At 65.9% G+C, this 16,407-nt stretch carries 15 protein-coding genes; 6 read left to right on the plus strand and 9 right to left on the minus strand.

The genetic code is table 11. The features are described from left to right. Positions 1-6: 6 nt before the first annotated feature. The gene (locus NDI54_RS03285; protein WP_004516027.1) at positions 7-750 is read right to left on the minus strand and encodes a DNA polymerase sliding clamp; all 744 of its coding nucleotides are present in this window, start codon (positions 748-750) and stop codon (positions 7-9) included. Between the two features lie 98 nt (positions 751-848). Next, positions 849-1,934: a copper-containing nitrite reductase gene (gene nirK / locus NDI54_RS03290; protein ID WP_310895045.1), complete on the minus strand. Its 1,086-nt coding sequence runs from the start codon at positions 1,932-1,934 to the stop codon at positions 849-851. A 244-nt stretch (positions 1,935-2,178) separates the two neighbouring features. Here nirK and NDI54_RS03295 point away from each other — a divergent pair, with 244 nt between their 5' ends. Then, entirely contained in the window at positions 2,179-2,970 is a 792-nt protein-coding gene (locus NDI54_RS03295; protein ID WP_310895046.1) for a 23S rRNA (uridine(2552)-2'-O)-methyltransferase, read from the plus strand. Between the two features lie 17 nt (positions 2,971-2,987). On the opposite strand, the gene NDI54_RS03300 is transcribed toward NDI54_RS03295, so the two are convergent. From NDI54_RS03300 to NDI54_RS03310, 3 genes are all read right to left on the minus strand, one after another. After that, positions 2,988-3,686 carry a queuosine precursor transporter gene (locus NDI54_RS03300; protein ID WP_310895047.1) on the minus strand — a complete coding sequence of 233 codons (699 nt, stop codon included), beginning with the start codon at positions 3,684-3,686 and terminating at the stop codon, positions 2,988-2,990. Further along, positions 3,676-3,852: a ribbon-helix-helix domain-containing protein gene (locus NDI54_RS03305; protein ID WP_310895048.1), complete on the minus strand. Its 177-nt coding sequence runs from the start codon at positions 3,850-3,852 to the stop codon at positions 3,676-3,678. The genes NDI54_RS03300 and NDI54_RS03305 overlap by 11 nt, the downstream gene beginning before the upstream one ends. Positions 3,853-3,937: 85 nt before the next feature. Then, the gene (locus NDI54_RS03310; protein WP_310895049.1) at positions 3,938-6,139 is read right to left on the minus strand and encodes a twin-arginine translocase subunit TatC; all 2,202 of its coding nucleotides are present in this window, start codon (positions 6,137-6,139) and stop codon (positions 3,938-3,940) included. Between the two features lie 104 nt (positions 6,140-6,243). Here NDI54_RS03310 and NDI54_RS03315 point away from each other — a divergent pair, with 104 nt between their 5' ends. Beyond that, positions 6,244-7,971, plus strand: coding sequence for a twin-arginine translocase subunit TatC (locus NDI54_RS03315; protein ID WP_310895050.1), 1,728 nt, complete (start codon positions 6,244-6,246; stop codon positions 7,969-7,971). Then, positions 7,968-8,597, plus strand: coding sequence for a histidine phosphatase family protein (locus tag NDI54_RS03320; protein WP_310895051.1), 630 nt, complete (start codon positions 7,968-7,970; stop codon positions 8,595-8,597). The genes NDI54_RS03315 and NDI54_RS03320 overlap by 4 nt, the downstream gene beginning before the upstream one ends. A gap of 596 nt (positions 8,598-9,193) precedes the next feature. Here the strand turns inward: NDI54_RS03320 and larE are convergent. Next, positions 9,194-10,075, minus strand: a complete 882-nt coding sequence (gene larE, locus NDI54_RS03325; RefSeq protein WP_310895052.1) for an ATP-dependent sacrificial sulfur transferase LarE — start codon at positions 10,073-10,075, stop codon at positions 9,194-9,196. Between the two features lie 138 nt (positions 10,076-10,213). Here larE and NDI54_RS03330 point away from each other — a divergent pair, with 138 nt between their 5' ends. Together NDI54_RS03330 and NDI54_RS03335 are read left to right on the plus strand one after the other, a co-directional pair. Further along, positions 10,214-12,295, plus strand: a complete 2,082-nt coding sequence (locus NDI54_RS03330) for a helix-hairpin-helix domain-containing protein (protein ID WP_310895053.1) — start codon at positions 10,214-10,216, stop codon at positions 12,293-12,295. A gap of 79 nt (positions 12,296-12,374) precedes the next feature. Further along, positions 12,375-13,502, plus strand: coding sequence for an ORC1-type DNA replication protein (locus tag NDI54_RS03335; RefSeq protein ID WP_310895054.1), 1,128 nt, complete (start codon positions 12,375-12,377; stop codon positions 13,500-13,502). A gap of 47 nt (positions 13,503-13,549) precedes the next feature. Here NDI54_RS03335 and NDI54_RS03340 read toward each other — a convergent pair whose 3' ends face one another. Both NDI54_RS03340 and NDI54_RS21520 read right to left on the minus strand, forming a co-directional pair. After that, positions 13,550-14,335 (minus strand): DUF7089 family protein, encoded by a 786-nt coding sequence (locus tag NDI54_RS03340; protein ID WP_310895055.1) that lies wholly within the window; start codon positions 14,333-14,335, stop codon positions 13,550-13,552. Further along, positions 14,336-14,431 carry a hypothetical protein gene (locus NDI54_RS21520; RefSeq protein ID WP_008306998.1) on the minus strand — a complete coding sequence of 32 codons (96 nt, stop codon included), beginning with the start codon at positions 14,429-14,431 and terminating at the stop codon, positions 14,336-14,338. It lies immediately after the preceding gene. A 71-nt stretch (positions 14,432-14,502) separates the two neighbouring features. On the opposite strand from NDI54_RS21520, the gene NDI54_RS03345 reads away from it, so the two are divergent. Beyond that, on the plus strand, positions 14,503-14,889 hold the full coding sequence (locus NDI54_RS03345; protein WP_310895056.1) for a RidA family protein: 387 nt from the start codon (positions 14,503-14,505) through the stop codon (positions 14,887-14,889). A gap of 41 nt (positions 14,890-14,930) precedes the next feature. Here the strand turns inward: NDI54_RS03345 and NDI54_RS03350 are convergent, their stop codons facing one another. Then, complete coding sequence (locus NDI54_RS03350) at positions 14,931-16,400, minus strand: MATE family efflux transporter (protein ID WP_310895057.1); 1,470 nt, start codon at positions 16,398-16,400, stop codon at positions 14,931-14,933. Positions 16,401-16,407: the final 7 nt, after the last annotated feature.

The following is a 16,407-nucleotide window of genomic DNA, read 5'->3' on the forward strand; positions in this document are numbered from 1 at the left end:
CCGTCGTTATTCGCTCTGGATGCGGGGCGCGAGCATGTAGGTGACTCGGCCCTGTCCCTCGGCGAAGCTGAAGTGCATCTTGACCGGGAACTCCTCGCCCAGTTCCATCTCGACCTCGGCGTCTTTCGGGATGGCCTTGTTCATGTTCTTCAGGTAATCCAGCGAGAACAGCGAGTGGGCGTCCCCGGGGGTGAGGTCGATGAGGTCGTCGCGGGTGAGTTCGAGGTGCACGTCGTCAGTGTCGCCCTCAGCGTCGACGTAGAATAGCTCCTCTGTCGCGTCGACGCCCAGCGCGATGTGGTCGCTGACCATGTCTGCGGCGGTGACCGACCGGTCGATATCCTTCCCCTCGATGACGATGTTCGCCGAGAGGTCCAGGTCCGGGAGATCGGGCTCCTGGCGGATGGAGTCGGGGTCGATCAGCGCGAGCGTGTATTCGAGGCCGTCGATAGAGATGTGGAGTTTCCGCGTCTCCTCGTCTAGATCCAGATGGACGAGCTGGCCGGCGTCGGCCATGCCGGCGATGTCTTCCAGGCGGGAGAGATTGACGCCGATGAGCCCACCGTCGGTCTCGTAGGACTCGAAGGCCGCCGCGTCGAGCCGCAGGTCGACCATTCCAACGTTCGCCGGGTCGACTGCCCGGATTTCCAGCCCGTCTTCTTCGAGGTGGATCTTGCACTCGTCCACCAGCACGCTCACAGAGTCGAGAGTCGCCTGGAGCGTGTCTGCGCTCACGATGGCGTTGAACATCTTGAACCGAAGTATGCCCCCATCCATTAAAAAGTCCCTCATTGAAACCGCGTGCGCGCGAGCGGCCGATGCTGGCTACACTGCCGCTGGCAGGTCGGTCAGACTTCCGGCTGGAACACGTCGGGGTTCGCGTCTCCTTCGCGGTTGATGATTGCCATCATGCCCTTGCGGGCGACCCGCGAGAGTGCGTGATCGACCAGTTTGATCGGGCCGGGCACCTCGGCGTGGAGGGTCGCGATGGCACAGGACCCCGGCTTGACCGGCGTGGTCTGGACGAACTTGTTCGGCGGTCCGGCGATGGAGCCCTGCTGCCAGACCTCGTCCCAGACGGACCCGATGGGGTGGAAACTGGAGTCCAGGTTCGGACCGCCAGCCACGAAGTACACGCGGGCGGTGTCGCCGACCGACATGCTGGGCGCGCCGTATCGATCCGGCGTGATGGCGTACTTCTCGCCGTTCATCAGGACGTAGGTCGGGTCCTCGGCCACCATCGCCTCCATATCGAAGTCGTGGTGGCCCTTCTCGCCGGCGTCGCCGGTGGTGTACAGTTCGTGCTGGCCGAAGTAGAACTCGTGATCCACCTCGGGCAGCCCGTCTTCCGGCTCGACGAGTATCATCCCGAACATCCCCGAGGAGATGTGCATGTCGAGGTTCGGGACGGCGCAGTGGTAGATGAACGCGCCGGGGTAGGTGGCCTTGAACCGGAACGTCTTGGTCTGGCCCGGCGTGACCATCGACGCCTCCGCTCCGCCACCGGGGCCACGGACGGCGTGGAGGTCGATGTTGTGGGGCATCGAGTTCCCCTCCTCGTTCGTGATGGTGAGTTCGACGGTGTCGCCCCGGCGGACCCGGATCATCGGCCCGGGAATCTGGTCGCCGAACGTCATGTAGGTGTAGGTGACGCCCGGTTCGATCTCGGCGACCTGCTCTTTCGTGGTCATCTCGACCGACACGGTCTTTGGCTCCGACCGGTCGATGGGGTCCGGGATTGCGGTCGGGTCCGCGGCGATACGGTCGATGTCGGTCTGTTGTGCGGCGTTCATAGCTGGCTCCTGTGGGGTCGTCTTCTCCTCGGTCGGTTGCTCTCGTGCACCCGGCGCGCTGGCACAGCCCGCAAGCGCAGCCGTGCCGACGCCCAGGGCCTCTAACACCCGCCTCCGCGTCGCCGTCGGAATGGTTGACATTGGGGGGTCACTCCCTACAGATGGGACTCGGCGCGTGATCGGTATATACTGGGCTGTGAAATCTCAGCCCCTGAGACGTGTTCTTATGCGGTAAGAACGCCACTGAACGTGTTCGGCCTGACGGTCATAGGCTCTCCCGGAAAACCCGAGTCGGCATCCATTTCAGCGCTGACCGCCTCCGTGATACTATGACTACGATTTCGCCAGAGTTCGGCACTGAAGACGCACGCGGTGTGAGGTAACCATGTCGGGCAAAGACGACTACTACAACAGAGCAAAGCAGGAGGGCTACCGCGCCCGGTCGGCCTACAAGCTCCAGCAACTGGATGACACGGCCGGCCTCCTCGGTGAGGGCCGTACCGTCGTCGACCTCGGGGCCGCACCCGGCGGCTGGATGCAGGTCGCCGCCGAGCGCATCGGCGAGCGCGGGACGCTCGTCGGCGTCGACCGCCAGACTATCGACGACCTGGAGGACCCCGAACCGACCGTCGAGTACGTTCGCGGCGACATGACCGAGGACAGCACGAAAGCCGAAATCCGCGAGATCGTCGGCGAGGGCGACGGCAGCGGCGGCCCGGTCGACGTAGTCATCTCAGACATGGCTCCGAACATGACCGGCCAGTACGACCTCGACCACGCCCGGTCGGTCCATCTGGTCCGGCAGGCTTTCGAAGTGGCGACGGAGTTGCTCGACGCCGGTGGGGACTTCTGTGCGAAGGTGTTCGACGGGAAGGACCTCGACGACCTCATCGCCGATATCGAACCGGAGTTCGAGTACGTCCGCGAGGTTCGCCCCGACGCCTCCCGGGACTCCTCCTCGGAGCTGTATCTGGTCGCCAAACACCGACTGACAGCGCCGGTCCGTGAGGGCGATGTCGTCGAGGTCACCATCGACGACATGGGCGAGGAGGGCGACGGCATCGCCAAGGTCGAGAACTTCACCGTGTTCGTCAGCGGCGTCGAGGACGGCGACACAGTCGAAGTCCGCATCGACGACGTGAAGCCGCGGTACGCCTTCGCCGAGCCGGTTGAATAAGCCGCTGTCAGTTCTTCTCAGTCCGCTCGCGCCGGAGCCGGGGCGACATCGTTGCGCCGGGCGAACCCGACCACGGCGTAGACAAAGGGCGTATCGACGACGGCGATGGTGAGCTTCAGCAGGTACTGGCCGACGATGAGCCCCAGCGCCTCGCTCGGCGGCATGCCCTGGAACAGGACGAAGCCGACGCCGACGAAGATGACCGTGTCGATGAGCTGGCTGGAGGCCGTCGACCCGATGTTACGGAGCCAGAGCTTCTCGCCGTCCGTTCGCTCCCGGAGCCAGTGGAAGACGAACACGTCCCAGTTCTGGCTGACGACGTAGGCCGACAGGCTGGCGACGACGATGGCCGTACTGGCCCCGAGGACGTTCCGGAAGGATTCGAGATCGATGGTCTGTGCTGCCTGTGGCAGGCCAGGTGCGAGAATCGTGCTCCAGATCAGCGCCAGCAGGACGAAGTTCATCGCGAAGCCGACGTTGACGACGACCGTCGCGGCCCGGCGGCCGTACAGCTCGGCGTAGCAGTCGGAGGCGAAGAACGTCAGCGCGTACGCCAGCGCGGCCCCCGGCAAGACGAGCGTCGACCCAGCCAGCGGGAGCGAAAACGACAGTGAGAACGCGAGCAGCTTCGAGGCGGTCACTTGTGAGGTGACCAGCGCCGTCACGAACAGCGCGACGAGACCGACGCGGACTGCTTCGGAGCGCTCACCGCTCATCGTCGAGTCTTCCCTGGCGTTCGTCGATGTCGTCGAGGATATCGAGCGTCTTCCGCACCGAGGCGCGGATGGCCTCGCTCCGGTTGACGAACTTCCCGTCTTCGCCGACGTGCTCGTCGAGGTCGTTCAGCAGTTCGGCCGGGACTTCGACGCTTATCTTGGGCATATCCGTAGCGTACTCGGGGAGTCGTATAAGAATACCCGTCTGCCACGTGGGCCAGCGGATTCGCTGTGGCGAGAGCGAGTGACTGTCAGTCAGCCGGCTCGCTACGGCGGTTCGTCGTCCGCCGACCGCCGAGGGTGTACACCCAGAGAATGCCGAGGCCGAGCATGTACGCCAACGCGGTCGGGATGCCGACGAGGAACATCGTGAAGATGCCGCTGGGCGAGAGAATCGCCGAGAGGGCGACGATGCCGATGACGACCTCCCGCCAGCGCTCGTACATCAGGCGGAACGGGATGATGCCGCCCTTGTGGAACAGGAACATCGTCACCGGGATCTCCGCCAGCAGGCCGATCCCGATGGTGAGGAAGAACACGAGCCAGCCGAACTTGCTCACCCGGTAGGCGATGACCATGTTCGAGTTCAGCTGGTCGTAGGCGATCCAGGAGATCGTCATCGGGGCCACGTAGAGGAACCCGAGCAGGCTCCCGCCGATGAGCGCGGCGAACAACGTCCCGCCCCAGACGCCCAGGATGTTGCGGTTGCCGATGACGAGGCCGCGCTCGCGCATCGCCGGCCACGCGAAGTACAGCACCACAGGGATGACAGAGACGGCCCCGATGATCGTGGAGAACTTGACGATGAACACCAGGTGCTCGACGGGGTGGAGCGTGACGATGCTCACGTCGGCGGCCATCTCCGGCGGGAGCCGGCTGACGAACGTCCGCTGAATTGCACCGATGCCGCCCTGGTAGAGGAACAGGAACGCGGCGGCCAGCACCGCGCCGAAGATGCCCAGAATCACGAACGCACGGGAAGCCAGCGCGCTGAGGATGAACTGGATGTCGTAGTAGTAGCCGCCGATCTCGTCCTCGGTGGTCTCGTCCTCGGTGAAGGCGTCGACCATGCCGGCGGTCGTCGAGGTGAACACGCCCGAGTCCTCCTCAGGCTCTCCCTCGGCAGCGCCGTCCGCGCTGTCGCCGGCTTCGGCCTCGCCCTCCGCGTCGTCCTCGTGGGCCATGTCCCAGCGGTTGAGGACGGCCTGCGCTTTCTCCTTGTCGTCGTTCGCTAGGGCGGTGTCGGCGTGGGCTAAGGCCTCGTGTTCGGCCATCTCCTCGAACACTTCCGGCGGAGCGACCTCCACCGCAGAGGCGTTGAGTTCGCCGATATCGATGGCCGACGGGTCACCGACCTGGCCGGGACCGGCCTGCTCCGAGAGCGTGGTCAGGACGTGGTAGTAGAGGACGACAACAGCACCGATGACACCGAACACGGCGGCGAGAAGCAGTGCCGTGCTTTCGACGGGGAGCCCGAACAGCGCTGGCGGCTGGATGTCGCCGGTGAGGCGGTCGGAAGGGAACAACTCGGCGCCCCGCTGGATGTACTGGAACGCCTCGGTCGCGAAGAAGTAGTATACGACGCCGCCACCGAGGACCGCGCCGCCGAGAACCGTGTTCCAGTGCTCGCGGGCGACGGCTCGCGTGCTGACGAGGTCGCCGGAGCGGCGAATCAGCATGGCGAGTTTCGCCAGCGCGAGACTGATACCGTAGAGGCCACACAGCGGCGCGGCCCACATGATCTGGGTGAAGGGGTCCGGCGGCGAGAACAGCGCGCCGAAGGCGAAAATACCCATCACCGCGTAGCGCCACCTGTCCCGGAACGTCTCGTAGGGGACGATTTCGGTGTAGGAAAGCACTGTCATCACGAGCGGCAACTGGGCGGCGAGCCCGAAGGAGACGGCCAGCAGGAAGACGAACTGGAACCACTTGACGATGGAGTACTGCGGGACGAAGCCGGCCTTGAACGCGTCGCCGGCCAGGAAATTGAACATCAGCGGGAAGAACAGCTCGTAGGCGTAGGCGACGCCGCCGAAAAACAGCGCCAGGCTTATCGTGACGAACAGCCCGCCCTTCCAGGCCGGGATGTGTTCGGCGGGCCACCAGCCGCGCTGGCGGAGGCCGTCGCGGCCGAAGTAGATCAGCAGCGGCAGGGCCATGAGAATCCCGATGACTGCGCCGATTTTCACCTGCAGAAGGATCACATCGAACGGCGTCACTGCGACGATGCTCGTGGCCTCCTGCGTGGTGAGGTCCATCTGGGAGTACAGCAGATCCTGCCGCAGCGTGTCCCAGACGCCGTACTGCAGCGCCATGATCGTGCCGATCATCCCGATGACGAAGACGATGAACACCTTCTGAAGGTGCACCTGTGCCGAACGGAGCAGTGCGCCGAGCGTGGCGCGCCCGCTCTGGACCGTCTGGACGGTGTCCTCGTCGATAGCACTCGCCATCTTCTCTGTGCCTAGCCCAGTGGGCGTTATCAATTTATTCATCCCGATGACGGCGACTGCTCGAAAAGAAAGTTTACAACACCCACCGTCTAAGCCCGGGACAGATGGAGGACGGTGACGCGGACGACGAGCGTCGCAGGCCCGAAGAGCCGGTGCTACCGTCCGACGACGAGTCCGAGTCATCCGCGGATTCGCAGGACGCTATGAACGATGACGACACGTCCACACCTGACGGTACAGACGGTGAACCTGGCGATGCAGATATCGACGCCGACGATTCACCGCCCAAAACCGATCCTGTGGCCGAGGCCGATGCCAACCGGGAGACCGAGGCGGTAACCGGTCCCGCCCCCGCGCCGGCCGGCGGCGACGAGGACACTGTCGGCTCTCACGTTGCACCGATCGATTCCGAATCCAGCGCCGGGCTGTTCGACCGGGACGCGTCGGATATCGCCGCCGCTGTCCCGGCGGACGTTCCGACTGACTGGGGTAAGTCGACGCCGTCACCGGCCGGTGCCGGCGGTGCCGCGCCGACGACCGGCGGCGGGTCGGCCCCGTCGAGCTACGACCAGGACGACGACGTGCTCCACGAGGGCGCGCCCGACGACGAGGAGATGCCCCTGGCCGACCACGTCGAGGAGATGGCGATGCGGCTGTTCGTCGTCGTCGGCGTGATGGCCGTCATTGCCGTTATCGCGCTGCCGTACTCCGATGAACTCATCAACTTCCTGTGGTACTCGTTCCTCGATGGCCCTGCTGAAGCTTGCGGCCAGGTCGCGACGAATGCTGAGGGCAACGTCGTCGAGGGCGCGGACTGTCCGAACGTGTACAACCCGCTCGCGCTGATTCTGGCGCGGCTGAAGGTGTCCTCGCTAGTCGGATTTATCGCTGCCTTGCCGGTGTTCGTCTACCAGACGTACCTGTTCATGCGACCGGGGCTGTACCCCCGCGAGCGGCGCTACTACCTGGCCGCGGTGCCGACGAGCCTGGTGCTTGCAGCCGTCGGCGTCGGCTTCGCGTACTTCGCCGTGCTGCGGGCGATGTTCGATTATTTCATCACCTACTCCGACCGCGCGGCCGACCTGGCCTTCGGCCTCAGCGAGACGTTCAACCTCATCATCCTGATGCTCGGGCTGTTCGCGCTTATCTTCCAGATCCCGCTGTTCGTGATGCTCGCGGTCATGATGGGTGTGACCACCCGCCAGTGGCTCCAGGACCGGCGGCTGTACTTCTGGGGTGGGTTCGCCGCGGTGGCGTTCCTGTTCAGTCCGGACCCGACCGGAATGGCCCCGCTCATGGTCGCCGTGACGATGATCGGGCTGTTCGAGGGCACCTTGCTGCTCCTCCGCTGGACCGGCAGCACCTCCCCGGTCCCGACGGCCGATGACCTCGCCGCCCGCCGTCCGGCCGCGTGGCTGGTCTTCGCCCTCGCCGGCTACGTCCTCAGCCCCGCGCCGGTGCCGACGGGCTACTACGAGCAACTTCCGGCGGCTGTCACCGAGACGCTCGCGGCTGTCGGCCTCGGCAACGCCACGCCGATGCTGGTCGGGGGCGGCATGATCGTCCTGTTCGAGGCGCTGGCCTACGTGAACAAGAACTACTACGGCTCGGTCAGGCTCTGGCGCGGCTTCCGGGCCGCCCGCCTCCCCGTCTGGGCCGTCGCCATCGTCGTCGGCTACCTCGGCAGCCCCGACCCGACGCTGTTCCGCCTCGTGAACCAGTTCAGCCTCCCGCGAAACGCTGCCATCGCCGTCGCCGCCGGCCTCATCCTCCTCTATGAGGGAACCATCGCCGTCGGGCGCTGGCGACGCGAGGCGGAGGCGGAGACGTGACGACGCTGCTCGTCGCCCGGCACGGCCAGACGACCTGGAACCGCGACGGGCGCATTCAGGGATGGGCTCCGAGCCGGCTGACCGACCAGGGCCACGACCAGGCCACGGCGCTCGGGGACTGGCTCGACGACCGCTACGCCGTTGACCGCGTTTTCGCCTCGGACCTCCGGCGGACCCGCGAGACGGCCGCCGCGGCCGACGACGGCTACGGCGGCCTGCCCGACCCAGAGTTCGATACCGACTGGCGCGAGCGCGGCTTCGGCACCGTACAGGGTCTGTACGCCGAGGAACTGCTCGATGAATTTCCTGACCACGACCGGGATGCGAGCGTCATCTCGCTCGATGCGGCCCCGGAAGGCGGCGAGGGTATTCCGACCTTCCGCCAGCGGGTCGCGTCGGGATGGGACCGGGCGATTGCGGCCACCGACGCCGGTGAGACGACGCTGGTGGTCACCCACGGCGGCGTCATCAAGGTCCTGCTGGCGAAGCTCACGGACAGAGACCCCGACGCGGCGCTGGCCGAGGACTCACAGCCGAACTGCGCCGTCAACGAGATACGGCTCGACGGCGACGAACCGGAACTGGTCGGCGAGGAACTGACCGGCTGGCAGGCGCTGCTTGACTGAGCGCTTACTGTTGCTTGATGCGATACGACAAATCGCCGTACTCTCGCCGGTGAACCCTGAAGTACGAGCGACTGCGGGTTGTCGCCGCGCTGTGGCGCTGGCTATTTGACGAACATAAAATAGAGACTGATGACAATGAGCACAAGTGTTAGCGTCCCGACAGCGCTCTCCACGCCCGGGGATACTGTAATGAACCGACCCGGAACGAGCTTCGAGAGTACGTACGAGAGGCTGAGAAGCAGCGGTGCGACACGTTCTAACTTGGACTCGGATTCCGTGTTTTCGGTTGATTGCGCGAGAACTACCGGAATGGCCAACAACGAAAAGACACCGAGTACGAGAAGCGCCGAATCGAGTAACAGATCAAATCCCATACATAGCGTGGTATTCCTGCCGTGTTTCGAAGGCTGGCCGCGCATATCACTGAACCTAGCCCCAACCGCGGCCCACTGCGGTCTATATTTGTTCCGACTGTACCACCACACTTATACTTTATCTCACACTTCCTATCACAACGAAAGCGCTACTTTGCGTGCCTGATCGTCCAGCGAAGAAGCGATGGCTGACTGACGTACTCGTCAGAGAAGATAGCGCCGTCAGTCGACGGACGGGTAGTCGGCGTCGAAGACGCTCTCGACCACGTCTTCTGTTTCTTCTTCGCCTGGCTCCTCGGTTTCGGGACTCACACTGCCGGTCTCGTATCCGTGGAGGTCCAGCGTCACATGGTCGAAGCCACAGTCCTCGATGTGGTCGCGGGCGGTCCGAACGAAGTCCGGGTCCAGCGCGGTTTCGAGTTCTGCCTCGCCGACCTCGATGCGGGCGAGGCCGTCGTGGTCGCGCACGCGGAACTGCTCGAAGCCCCACGTCCGCAGGAGGCGCTCGGCCTTCTCGACGCGGGAGAGGCGTTCCTCCGTGACCTCCAGCCCGGTCGGAATCCGCGAGGAGAGACACGCCATCGAGGGCTTGTCGGCGACCGAGAGGTCGTACTCGCGGGCGATCTCGCGGACCTCTGCCTTTTCGATGTCGTGTTCCAGCAGCGGGGAGTAGGCGTCCAGTTCCTCGACGGCGCGCAGGCCGGGACGGTGGCCCTCGCCAACGTCGGAGGCGTTCGTCCCGTCACACACCACGTCGATGCCGAGTTCGCGGGCACGGTCGTACATCGCGCCCAGCCGCATCGACCGGCAGTGGTAACACCGCATGTCGTCGTTCTCGATGAACTCCTGACTATCGAGTTCGGAGAACTCCACAATCTCGTGTCGGATGCCGATCTCCTCGGCGACGCGGGTAGCGTCCTCCAGTTCAGCGGCGGGCAGCGTCTCGGACTTGGCGGTACAGGCGATGGCGTCGTCGCCGAGGGCGTCGTGGGCCAGCGCGGCGACGACACTCGAATCCACACCACCGGAGAAGGCGATCAGCACGCCGTCTCGCGATTCGAGGTCTTCGCGGGCGGCCGCTAGCTTCTCCGAAACAGCAGACATAGGACTCCCTTCTCGGTGGAGCGCAAAAACGCCTTCGCGTTCGGTGTTCGGCTGGGGCTTCTCCGACGGCAGTGAACTGATGGTCGCGTCCGGCTTGGGCGACGGGTTTTTTCTCGCTGGCGTCGAATGAGCGGGCAGATGGAGCTCGAATCGGTTCCGGGCGTCGGGGCAAAGACAGCCGCGGCGCTCCGGGAACTAGACGACCCGGAGGCGGCACTCCGGGACGGCGACGTGGCGTCGCTCGCACGCGCACCGGGCATCAGCGAGGGCCGAGCCGCCCGCATCGCTCGCGGCGCGATCCGGGCCGAACACGACGATCCGGGCGGGTTCACCGCGACGAAACGCGCCGGGGAGATCCACGAGGACGCACTGGCGCTGCTGACCGACCGGACGGTGACCGACTACGCCGCGAAGCGACTGGAGACGATCTATCCCAGCGGCGTCCGGAGCCGCATCGAGGAAGTCCGGGCCTTCGCCGAGTCGGCGATGGCTCGCGAGCCCGACCCGGCCGTTCTCGACGCCCTGTCGGCCGTCGAACCGCTTTCCGAACCCGGCGACGTGCGAGTCCGGGACCGCTGTCTGGCGACCCGTGACGCCGAGCGCTACGCCGATGCACAGGCCGCGATCCCGGAGGTCAGCGTCGAAGTCGTCGACGACGCCCGCCAGCTGGCCGAACTCGCTCGCTCGTACTCGACGGTCGTCGCACTGGACGAGGCCTTCGCCGGTGTCGATATCGAGGGCGACGTGCGGGTCGAACCGACCGCGCTGGAGGAGCCCGAATCGGTCGTGCCAGAACGCGTGCTCACGTTCTTCGCCCGCAACCGCGACCGGATACGGGCCGCTGCCGAGGTCCACCGCGTCGCCGACCTCGACGCGCCGTGTGACCTGGAGACGCTCCTGTCGGCGCTGGACCAGCTTGACGCGGACGGCAGCGTCAGCGGCGACGAGGAGCTCGACCGCCTCGCCACCGCTGTCGACGACCTCGACGCGGCGGTCTCCACGGCTGAAAGCGTCGCTAACGACCACCTCCGGGAGGCCATCGAGGAGCAGGACGTGACCATCGAGGGGACGGACCTGCTGTCACTGGTCGAGCGCGGCGCGGGCGTGGACTCGCTGCTCCAGCGCGAACTGGCCGACGAGTACGCCGCCGCCGTCGAGAAGGCCCGCGACCACCTCGTCGACGCGCTGGCACTCCGGGACATGGAGGCGACGGCGCGACGGGCGTTCCCCGACGACCCGGCCTATCCGGTCGAACACAGCGAGGATGTCGTTGCGCGCCTCCGCGAGGAACTGACTGCTGCGCGCGACCAGCGCGCGACCCGCCGGAAGCGGGAACTGGCTGACGACCTCGCCGAGATGCGCGACGACGCCGCTGCGCTGGTCGACGCGGCGCTGGAACTCGACGTTGAGCTGGCGATTGCCCGCTTCGCCGCCGATTTCGACTGCACGATGCCGGACATTACCGAGTCCGAAGGTGTCGCTATCGAAGGCGGGCGCTCGCCACTGCTCGACGTGCCCTTCGAAGCCGTCGAGCCCGTCGATTACGCCGTCGAGGGCGTGACTGTCCTTTCCGGGGTCAACAGCGGTGGCAAAACGTCGACGCTGGACCTCGTGGCGCTGGTGACGACGCTTGCCCACATGGGCCTGCCCGTCCCGGCGGCGTCGGCCCGTGTCGGCCGAATTTCCGAACTTCACTACCACGCCAAGACGCAGGGGACGCTCGACGCCGGCGCGTTCGAGGCCACGCTCCGGGAGTTCGGCGACCTGGTCGCCGATGTTGACCACCGGTCGGCAGCGGTAGAGGCGGACGGAGAGGGAGTGGAAGCTGATGGCGATGGGACCGCAGACGGCGACGGCCCAGCGGCCGGGACCGACGACCGCCCGGTGATGGTGCTGGTCGACGAACTCGAATCGATAACCGAGCCGGGGGCCAGCGCGAAAATCATGGCCGGCATCCTCGAAGCCCTGGGCGAACGGCAGGCCACGGCGATTTTCGTCTCCCACCTCGCACGCGATATCCGCGAGGCCGCCGAGACAGCGATTAGTATCGACGGTATCGAAGCGAAGGGGCTGGAAGACGGCGAACTGCGCGTCGAGCGTTCTCCGGTCAAGGGAAAGCTCGCCCGCTCGACGCCGGAGCTCATCGTCGAGAAGCTCGCCGACGATGGACAGGGCGACGAGGATGGCTTCTACAGCGACTTGCTCGGAAAGTTCGAGTAGCGACGGTCCCTCGCACACCTGTCACTGCTCGTGAACCTGTGGCAAATGGTTAAGTGCGCCGCGAAGCTCGGTGAAAGTGATGAGCGACGACCCCGAGGACCGGATGCTCGGCTGGGACGAGTCCGTCTTTCGGGACGAACACGTCTTCGAGATCGACTGGCTCCCGGAGACGTTCAAACACCGGGACACCCAGATGGAGACGCTGAAGTACGCGCTTCGGCCGGCCGTCCGCGGGTCGCGCCCGCTCAACGTCATCGCCCGCGGGCCGCCCGGGACGGGGAAGACGACGGCCGTCCAGATCCTCTTCGACGAACTCACCGCCCAGACGGACGTGAAAACGGTCCGGGTGAACTGCCAGATGGACTCGACGCGCTATGCCGTCTTTTCGCGCCTCTTTGCCGAGATATTTGACTATGAGCCGCCGTCCTCGGGAATATCCTTTAAGAAGCTGTTCTCCCAGATCACCGACAAGCTGGTCGAGGAAGACGAGGTGCTCGTCGTCGCCCTCGACGACGTGAACTACCTGTTCTACGAGAGCGAGGCCAGCGACACGCTGTACTCGCTGCTGCGCGCCCACGAGGCCCATTCGGGCGCGAAAATCGGCGTCATCTGCGTCTCCTCGGACCTCGAACTGGACGTTATCGACGCGCTCGATACGCGCGTTCAGTCGGTGTTTCGCCCCGAAGAGGTGTATTTCAACACCTACGGCCAGGCCGAAATCGCGGACATCCTCAGCGAGCGTGTCGAGCGGGGGTTCAACGAGGGCGTCGTCGGTCCCACGGTGCTTGACCGCGTCGCTGAACTGACTGAGGAGCAGGGCGGCGACCTCCGGGTCGGCATCGACCTCCTGCGCCGGGCCGGGATGAACGCCGAGATGCGCGCCTCACGCTCGGTCGAACCCGAGGACGTAGCGGAAGCCTACGACAAGTCCAAATACGTCCACCTCTCCCGGCGGTTGCAGGAGCTGTCGGACTCGGAAACCGCGCTCGTGGAGGTCATCGCCGCCCACGACGGCCAGCAGGCCGGCGACATCTACGACGCCTTCTCCGAGCAGACGGATCTGGGCTACACCCGGTACTCCGAAATCATCAACAAGCTCGACCAGCTCGACATCATCGACGCCGACTACACCAATGTCGAGGGCCGGGGCCGCTCGCGGGAGCTGACGCTCAACTACGACGCTGACGCGGTGCTGGAGCGGCTGTAGTACAACGTATTAAATCGTATTTCCCGGCCCATCGAAGCGGAACCGAGTCACTCCATCTTTTCAAAGGTCGTCTCGGTCCACTGGACGGCATAGTCAGCGCCGTGGTCCAGATAGGCGTCGGTGTCGAGCGCGTCGAAGGGCGCGGGCAAGTCGAGTCCGTGCTTGATGCCGCTACAGGCCAGTTCAGCGGCCGCAGCGAACTCCGTCTGGCCCTGTGCGATCTCGCTCGGGAGGTCGTCGAGGCGGGGCTGGAGACGCTCGCCGGCGTCGTCCCACGCCGCGTACAGATCCGGGAAGTCGTCGGCCCAGCCGGCGAACTCCGCGCGAGTTTGCAGTCCCAGATACGCCGTGTACATCGCCGCTGCGAGCTGATACCGGGCGTTGGCGTCGAGGTGGTCCTCGGTCGCACGCACGAAGGCCGGGTACTGGTCGCGGAAAAAGCCAAGGAAATGCTCGGGCTCGTCGAGGCTGACCTCGACCAGCGCCTCGGCGATGAGAAACGAGACGAAGTCGTCCGGCGAGGTCTCCAATCGCGGCTTGACGAATACGCAGGGCGGGACCGTCTGGCGCGTCCAGGCGACGCCGCCGTCGCCCGGCATCCCGATGGTGAGGTCGCTCCCGATGTACTGCTGGAGCACCTCCGGGGCCGTCGTCGGCAGCCACGCGCCGTCGTAGGAAATCTGGTCTAAACTGTCGGTCACCAGCAGCAACTCTTCGGCGACTGCGGGGTCGAGCGTCTCGAAGTCGCGGTCACAGTTCAGTACGAGCGTCTCCGGGGCGTAGCCCTCACGTACTGCCGGCAGGTCGCCGGACAGTGAACGCTCGGTGAACATCTACGCCGAGAACAGGACGAGGTTGATGACGATGCCGATCGACAGCAGTGCTGACACGCCGATTGTTCCGAGGACGATTTTCGTGGCCTTGCTCATGTCAATGGGTCTCTCGGGCCGGACATTAAAGCTTGAGAAACGACTTTCCGGTCCCGCTTCGACCGCCAGGTATGCGCCGCGAACGCGTCTCGACGGGTACGTCTTGGGAACAGCAGGTCGGCTACTCTCGGGCGATACGTGCGGGTGACACCGTCCGCGTCGCCGGCACCATCGCCACCGATGACGACGGCGAGGTCGTCGCACCGGGCGACCCCTACGAACAGACGAAACACGCCTTCAGTATCGTCGCGGACGCACTCACCTCTCTCGACGCCGCTATCGAGGACGTGGTCCAGACCCGGATGTACGTCACTGACATCGACGACCAGGAACGGGTCGGCGAGGCCCACAGCGAGTTCTTCGACGACGTGCGCCCCGTTGCGACGATGGTCGAGGTGAGCGGACTGGCGACACCCGAGGCCGTCGTCGAGGTCGAAGCCGTCGCACAGGTCGAGTGAGGCAACCGACAGCGAGTCGGTGTGGCCGATAGCGGTCGGCGTCAGTCGTCGGCCGCACCCACGTCCGACCGCCTGGCCACGTCGCGCCAGCCACCGGACCAGAACCGGCCCGCGTTGACCGCGGCCTTCAGGTAGAAATCGCCGACGAGCGCGGCGAAGATGGCCGGCAAGCCGAGCCCGAGGCCCGGCGAGACGGCGATGTCGAGAACGGGAAGTGTCACGACGAACGACGACGGGAGGGCGAGGGCAGCCACCGGAAGCCGGTAGCAGTAGCCGCCCAGAAATGTGCCGTACAGCGGCCAGCGGGTGTCGCCAGCGCCCCGTAGGCTCCCCCGCATCGTCCGGGAGATGGAGAAGCCGGCGACGAGCAGGCCGAACACGCGGACGAACGCTGCCGCCAGGTCAGGGTAGGCGGTCCCGAACAGGGCGACGATGGGGCGGGCGAAGGCCACGAGGAGGACCGCCGCGACGAGCTGGACGGCGAGCGCAATGCGAAGCGTCTGCCAGCCGTAGGCGGTCGCTTCCCCTTCGTCACCGGCCCCCAGGGACTGCCCGACCAGCGTTGACGCGGCGGTCGCATAGCCCCACGCCGGCATCAGCGCGAGCAGCATCACCCGGCGGCCGATGGCGTAGGCCGCGAGCGTCGGCGTCCCCAGCACGCCCAGAATAAACAGGAACGGGAAGCGGGCGAACGTCTGAAGCAGTCGCATCCCGGACAGTGGCAGGGCGACGCGGACGATCTCGCGCATGAGGCCGGCGCTGAACTGCGTCCCGCCAGGCCGGAGCGTGACGACGTACCGCCCGGACAGCAGCAGTCCGAGGAAGATGGCCGCCGCGAGCGTGTTCGCGATGGCCGTGCCCCACGCCGCGCCGGCGATGCCGAGTTCGGGGAACGGGCCGACCCCGAAGATAAGGACGGCGTTGAGCGCGACGTTCGTCGGTAGCGTGAGTAGGCGGACGTACATCGGCGTTCGGGTGTCGGCACTGCCCGCGAGCGCCCGGGCGGCGACCATGCTCCAGAACCGCGGGGCCAGCGATAACATGACGATGGCGAGATACGTCGCGCCGAGGCGGATGGTCGCCGGGTCGTCCGTGAGAATCCCGACGAGTAGCTCCGGATAGCGCCAGCAGATCGCCGACAGCGGGACGGAGATGAGCAGTGCGATCCACAGCGACTGCTTGACGGCGAGGTTCGCCCGCTCTGGCTGGTCGGCCCCCTGCAGCCGCGAGACGACGCTGATCGTCCCGGAGGAGACTGCCAGCGAGAGTCCGAACCCGACGAAGTAGTACTGGAAGCCGAGTTCGAGGCCGGCGATGGCCGCGTCACCGAGCGCCAGGCCGACCATCAGGAAGTCGGCGAGGCGCAGCAGGATGCGGAGGCCGCCCGTGACCATCACCGGCGCGGCGAGGTCGGTCGCGGCCGTCGCCTTCTCGCGATCGACCAGCCCTGCACTGGCCAGCAATGCGGGGAACGCGGTCAGAAGGCGGCGGAGGGGCCCACCAGTCGACATCGCGCTG

Source organism: Haloarcula terrestris (assembly GCF_031624315.1).
Classification (GTDB): Archaea; Halobacteriota; Halobacteria; order Halobacteriales; family Haloarculaceae; genus Haloarcula; species Haloarcula terrestris.

Coding starts and splice junctions, on each gene's coding strand:
- NDI54_RS03285 (WP_004516027.1), bottom strand. CDS start 750: ATGTTCAACGCCATCGTGAGCGCAGACACGCTCCAGGCGACTCTCGAC.
- nirK (WP_310895045.1), bottom strand. CDS start 1,934: ATGTCAACCATTCCGACGGCGACGCGGAGGCGGGTGTTAGAGGCCCTG.
- NDI54_RS03295 (WP_310895046.1), top strand. CDS start 2,179: ATGTCGGGCAAAGACGACTACTACAACAGAGCAAAGCAGGAGGGCTAC.
- NDI54_RS03300 (WP_310895047.1), bottom strand. CDS start 3,686: ATGAGCGGTGAGCGCTCCGAAGCAGTCCGCGTCGGTCTCGTCGCGCTG.
- NDI54_RS03305 (WP_310895048.1), bottom strand. CDS start 3,852: ATGCCCAAGATAAGCGTCGAAGTCCCGGCCGAACTGCTGAACGACCTC.
- NDI54_RS03310 (WP_310895049.1), bottom strand. CDS start 6,139: ATGGCGAGTGCTATCGACGAGGACACCGTCCAGACGGTCCAGAGCGGG.
- NDI54_RS03315 (WP_310895050.1), top strand. CDS start 6,244: ATGGAGGACGGTGACGCGGACGACGAGCGTCGCAGGCCCGAAGAGCCG.
- larE (WP_310895052.1), bottom strand. CDS start 10,075: ATGTCTGCTGTTTCGGAGAAGCTAGCGGCCGCCCGCGAAGACCTCGAA.
- NDI54_RS03330 (WP_310895053.1), top strand. CDS start 10,214: ATGGAGCTCGAATCGGTTCCGGGCGTCGGGGCAAAGACAGCCGCGGCG.
- NDI54_RS03335 (WP_310895054.1), top strand. CDS start 12,375: ATGAGCGACGACCCCGAGGACCGGATGCTCGGCTGGGACGAGTCCGTC.
- NDI54_RS03340 (WP_310895055.1), bottom strand. CDS start 14,335: ATGTTCACCGAGCGTTCACTGTCCGGCGACCTGCCGGCAGTACGTGAG.
- NDI54_RS21520 (WP_008306998.1), bottom strand. CDS start 14,431: ATGAGCAAGGCCACGAAAATCGTCCTCGGAACAATCGGCGTGTCAGCA.
- NDI54_RS03345 (WP_310895056.1), top strand. CDS start 14,503: ATGCGCCGCGAACGCGTCTCGACGGGTACGTCTTGGGAACAGCAGGTC.
- NDI54_RS03350 (WP_310895057.1), bottom strand. CDS start 16,400: ATGTCGACTGGTGGGCCCCTCCGCCGCCTTCTGACCGCGTTCCCCGCA.